General features: G+C 69.4%; 2 protein-coding genes. Both read right to left on the bottom strand.

Annotation, left to right across the window (positions count from 1 at the left end):
• On the bottom strand, positions 1-3,118 hold a 3,118-nt coding region (locus ADBZ6I_RS15940; protein ID WP_526385543.1), incomplete at its 3' end, for an arabinosyltransferase domain-containing protein.
• A 132-nt stretch (positions 3,119-3,250) separates the two neighbouring features.
• Positions 3,251-4,957 (bottom strand): arabinosyltransferase C-terminal domain-containing protein (locus tag ADBZ6I_RS15935; protein WP_526385541.1); only part of this gene is annotated, 1,707 nt, incomplete at its 5' end.

Here is a 4,957-nt window from a genome sequence, read left to right as displayed (position 1 = left end):
AGTCGTCGCGGAGATAGGTCGGCACCGTGGTGGTGCTCAGCAAGGCCTGGATGAACAGGAACGGTCCGCCCGCGCGGGCGGTCTGCCACATGTTCGACGACACCACGACCTGCTTGAGGTTGGGGCGGATCCGGTACTGCGGCACCTCGGCAACGCCAAGGCGTTGGGCGAACGGCCGTTGGCAGGGGAAGTGCGCGGCGCTGGCGATGTCCATCAGGACCGGGGACTGGCTGCCGATGTAGTCCTGAGCGGTCCGCAGGATCGGCGCCCGCGGCGGGGTGAACCCGAACCACTGCTCGCTGGACAGGTTCGGATCGTCGGCGACGATGCGCGCCACGTTGGCCTCCGGCGGCGCGTCGGCGAGCGGGAAACGCAGGTTCCGCCAGGCCAATTGTTCCTGGGTGTCGATGGGATACATCTTGTCCAGCGGCGTGAACGTTCCGTCCGAATTCCGCACGCCCCACTGCAGTTTCAGTGACTGGCCGTAGTGGTACTCGCCCTCGTCGTCGTAGTACCAGATCGCACCGGCGGCGGCGACGGTGATCAGGGGGCGGTCGGGGGAGCGGGGCGGCAGTTCGTACCATGCGGAGGTGGCCTTGGCCGCCAGAGTGTTCGCCTTGTAGCTGCCCATCACCGGGGTGGTCTTCGGATCGAGGCCGAATGGCAGGAACACCCGCGAGCCGTTCACCCCCACCGGGCCGTAGCCGCCTCCCGTGCCGCCGGAGAAGCCGATGCCAAAGCTCGCTTTGTTCGGTGAGCCGTCGGAGTTGACGGTGCCCGGGTTGGCGATGAACGGTGCGACGGGGTCGAGATTGTCGCTGACCCCGTTGGGGGTGAAGCCGATCGGTTTCTCCCCGCCGAGGGGGCCGTACTTACCCCACTTCTGGCCGGGGGCGGGTTCGAGCATCCCGGTGTTTGTGTCGGCCTCGACCAGGACCTCGTCGGCCATCGCGCAACTGGTCTTGGATAGACCAGACGTCAACGCCGACAGGTTCGCCTTGCCGGTGGTGTAGGCGGGATAGCGCTGGGCGAAGGCCTTGGTCATCGACCCGACCGACAGCAGCACCATGATCAACGACAACGCCAGCAGTGGGGTGGCCGCCAACAACCGGTTGCGACGGGTGTCGGCTACCTCGGTGTGGCCGGCATAGTCGATCCGGAAGTGCAGCCAGCCCGCGATCAGCGCGGTAATCATGGCCAGTATCAGGAACATTGATGTCACCGGCTGGTGCAGCAGAACGGGCTGACGGTCGTACCAGGGCACTCCGTAGTTGCCCACGTCGAACCACCCGTTGAAGCCTGCGGTCGCCCAGGCCACGACGAACAACAGTGCGGTGACATACAGGGCGAGATTTCGGCGGCTGTGCAGACCGATGGTGGAGAAGGCGAATGCCGTCACCCCGCCCAGTGCCGCGGTCAGACCGGCGAACGCGCCGAATTGCACGGCCCACTTGGTCGGGGTGAAGGTCAGCAGCAGCAGACCCACCGCGGTGCTGCCGATCATCCTCCACATCGGTCCGCGGGCCAATCCGGGAACGTGGCCTTTGCGCAGCAACACCACCAGCATCGCGAACATGCACACCAGCATCACCAGCACGGCGAACCGTCGGGTCAGCGATGCCTCCGGTTGTTCCTCCACGGTGAGGAAGTAGTAGCGCAGGAAATCCTGATACCACGGGATCGTCGGGCCGACAACGTATTTGATCCGCACCGACTCCGCGACTGCGGCCAGCGTCTGGTCGCGGAACACCACCACGAAGAACACCGACAGTGCGGCGAGAAGAGCGGCCGTCGGGGCCAGCACTCCGTCGCGAGGACGGCGCAGCCCGATGATGCGGGCGATGGAACGCGCACCCACCAGCAGTGGGGCGACCGCGATCAGGCCCTGCGGTGCCAGCGTCACGCTGAACACCGCCACCACGACCGCCAGAGCGATGGGCACAAGGCGGCCGGTGGCGATGGTCCGCTCCACCAGCATCCACACCGCCAGAACGGCGACGGCGATCAGCGGCTCAGGGCGAAGGGAATTGTTGAACGGCAACCACGCCGCGAGGAACAGTGCCCCGGCGGTTGCCACGGCCAACCGGTTGCCGGCCAGTCCGCCGCGGGCCGACCCCAGCCGTGGCAGCACCGCATGGCTGATGATCAACCAACTGCCGATACCCGCGGCGAGCGCGGGAAGCCGCATCCAGACGCCGTCAGCGCTGACGGCGGCCAGTCGCGCGAGCACCGATTGATACCAGTCGAACGGCGCCTCGGAAGCGCCGAAATACCGGAAGTAGTTAGGGGCGTAGCCCGCTTCGTCGGAGATGCGGGCGATGGTGACGTTGTAGCCGTCGTCGGAGGAGAACGGGCCGATGATGTGCCACACCAGCAGGGTGCCGATCACTGCGAGGTCGGCCGGCCGGTGCCGCCACCGGCGACGGCGGAAACCCGCGATCCGCCGCACAGCCCACCCTCTGTCGAGCACCGTAAGAGCGGCGATCGAGGCGATCACGCACAGCACCCCGGCCACCATCGCGGCCAGTTTGAGCGGGGTAGGCCGGGTGATGAACCGGGTGTCGACATCGATGCGGGCCGACAACCCCGGGACAGACTTCTCCTTGAGGTCGGTGAAGACCCCGGTCACCTGGGGCTTCTTATCCGGCGGCAGGGTGCCCGTCGCCCCCGGGATGCCGACGAAGTCCGCGCCCACCACTGCGGGGTTGGCCCACACCCGCAACTCGCTGCACGCGCCCGATTCCACCGCCGAACGCGGCGCGACCGCGGCCACGGTATCGCGGAAGGCCACGATCACCGAGTCGGCGTTGGCCCGCACGAACAAGCCGTTGCGGGCGGCGTCGATGCCGCTGGCAGGGTTGGTGGACAACAGCGCCCCGCCGCTTTCCGGCAGGTCGGACACCGCCGAGCAGGGGATGGTCGCGTCGAGGGAGGCCGGGGCCCCGGAAACCAGGGGGGCGGTGACATCGCCGACGTCGCCTTGCGGCCACAGGATCGTCGCGGTGCTTTGGGTGACCGGCAGCAGTGGGGTCAGCCCGCACAGCAGGATGCCCGCCAGACCGGCGAGGATGGCGACGAGCCGAGCGATCCGGGTGGATTGCTCTCTCTGGCTGGGCACGAGCGTCGATGGTAGGCGAACGACCCTTCTTCCCTGACGCGAGCAGACGCAAAGTCGCGCAAATAGTCGCCCGAGAGTGCGAATTTGCGTCTGCTCGCGGGGGGCTAAGCGGGGCGGGAGGGGGGCTGGGGGCTAGGCGGGGCGCAGCGGCGCGGGGCTCCACAACCCGCTGCGGGTGGCAGTGCCCAGATCCAGGCGGGCCGGGGCGGCACCCGGGTCTAACAGCGTCAGCCGCTGCAGCGCGCCCCAGTCCCGGGACCAGTCGTCGCGCAGGTAGCTGGGCACCGTGGCGGCGCGGAAGAGCAGTTCGGTGATGCCCAGCGGGCCACCGCCGAGGTTGTCCATCACCGGGGAGTTGGCCTCGGTGTCGAACTGGTTCGGCAGGATCCGCCACTTCGGCACCTCGGTCACCCCGTGGGCGTGCCCGAACGGCCGCTGGCAGGGGAATGCCAGGCCCACCAGCCAGTCCAGCAGCACCGGGTCGCCGTTGCCGACCACCTGCTGCAGCGTCTGAAGGGCCGGGACGCGGGGTCCGGTGACGGCGATCCAGCGTGACGGGGCCAGGTCGTCGTCGACGGCGACCACCCGGACCAGGGTGGCCTCCGGCGGGACCGCGGCCAGCGGCGCGCGCAGGTTGCGCCACCCGGGGGCCGGACCGATGTCGGCCAGTGGCACTGAGCCGCCAGGGGAGTCCGCGCCGGCCTGCTGGTCGGTGGCCCACTCGACGGTGACCGCGTCGCGGGAGAACCGGCCGGCCGCCGAGACCACCAGCAGCGGTGCGGTATCGCGAGCCGGCAGCCGGTACCACTGCGAGCGCAGTCGGGCGGGCTGCTGCACCCCGGCCCGCCAACTGCCCAGCACCGGGGTGGTCGGGTCGAGTCCGAAGGGCAGCGTGACGCGGGTTGCGCGCGACGCTGGGGGCTCGGTCTCCTCGTCGAGCATGTTGCCGCCCGCGGGCGGTTCGGTGACCGGCTCCGCGGCGACCTCGGCCGGAATCGCGTTGGCCGAGAATCCCTCCGCGGCGACCGAGCCCAGCGCGGGACGCAGCGTCCCGGGCGCGGATTCGACCAGCACGTCGTCGGCAAGCCCGCAGGTCTTGCCGGCCAAAGCCTGCAGATTCGACCGGCCGACCGAGAACGCCGGGTACTGATTGACCATGCCCATGGTCAGCGAGCCGACTTCGAAGATCACCAGCAGCCAGGCCAGCACCGCCAGCGGCGAGCCGCTCAGCCGACCCGGGGCGCGGCCATCATCGCGGCCCGACCTGCCACCGGCGAAGTGATACCAGGTGGCCACCAGCAGCGCGAGGATCGTCAGGCCCAGCAGCACCGTGGTGAAGCCGAGCCGGAACTCCGGCATCCGGTCCGACCACGGCACCCCGAATCCGGCGACGTACCACCAGCCGTTGACGCTGGCGAACGACAGCGCCGTCACGAACAGTGCTGCTGCGGCGAACACCGCCCGGTTGCGTCGTGAGCCCAGTACGCGCGCGGTGACGGCCACGGCCGCGAGTGCGCCGATCGCACCGGCCAGTCCGGCGAACACCCCGAAGTGGTGGGTCCACTTGGTGGGGGTGAGCATCATCGCCAAAAAGGAGACGACGGTGACGCCGATGATCCGCCGGCTCGGGCCGGTCGAGGTGCCGGGAATATGGCCGCGGCGCAACATCATTGCAATCGCCACCGCCAGTGCGAGGATCAGCGCCAGCACCGCGAACCGGCGGGCGATCGCGCCGTCCGGGGTGGTCAGGAACAGCCGGGCGTAGCGGATGTGCTCGTCGAACCAGGTCAGGCTCGGCCCCACCGTCCGCTTCAACGCGCTGGCTTCGGCCACCGAGGC

The sequence above is a fragment of the Mycobacterium sp. genome, assembly GCF_044342925.1.
Lineage (GTDB): Bacteria > Actinomycetota > Actinomycetes > Mycobacteriales > Mycobacteriaceae > Mycobacterium.
The sequence above is the reverse complement of the archived record's forward strand: the minus strand, read 5'-3'. Positions and strand labels throughout refer to the sequence as shown.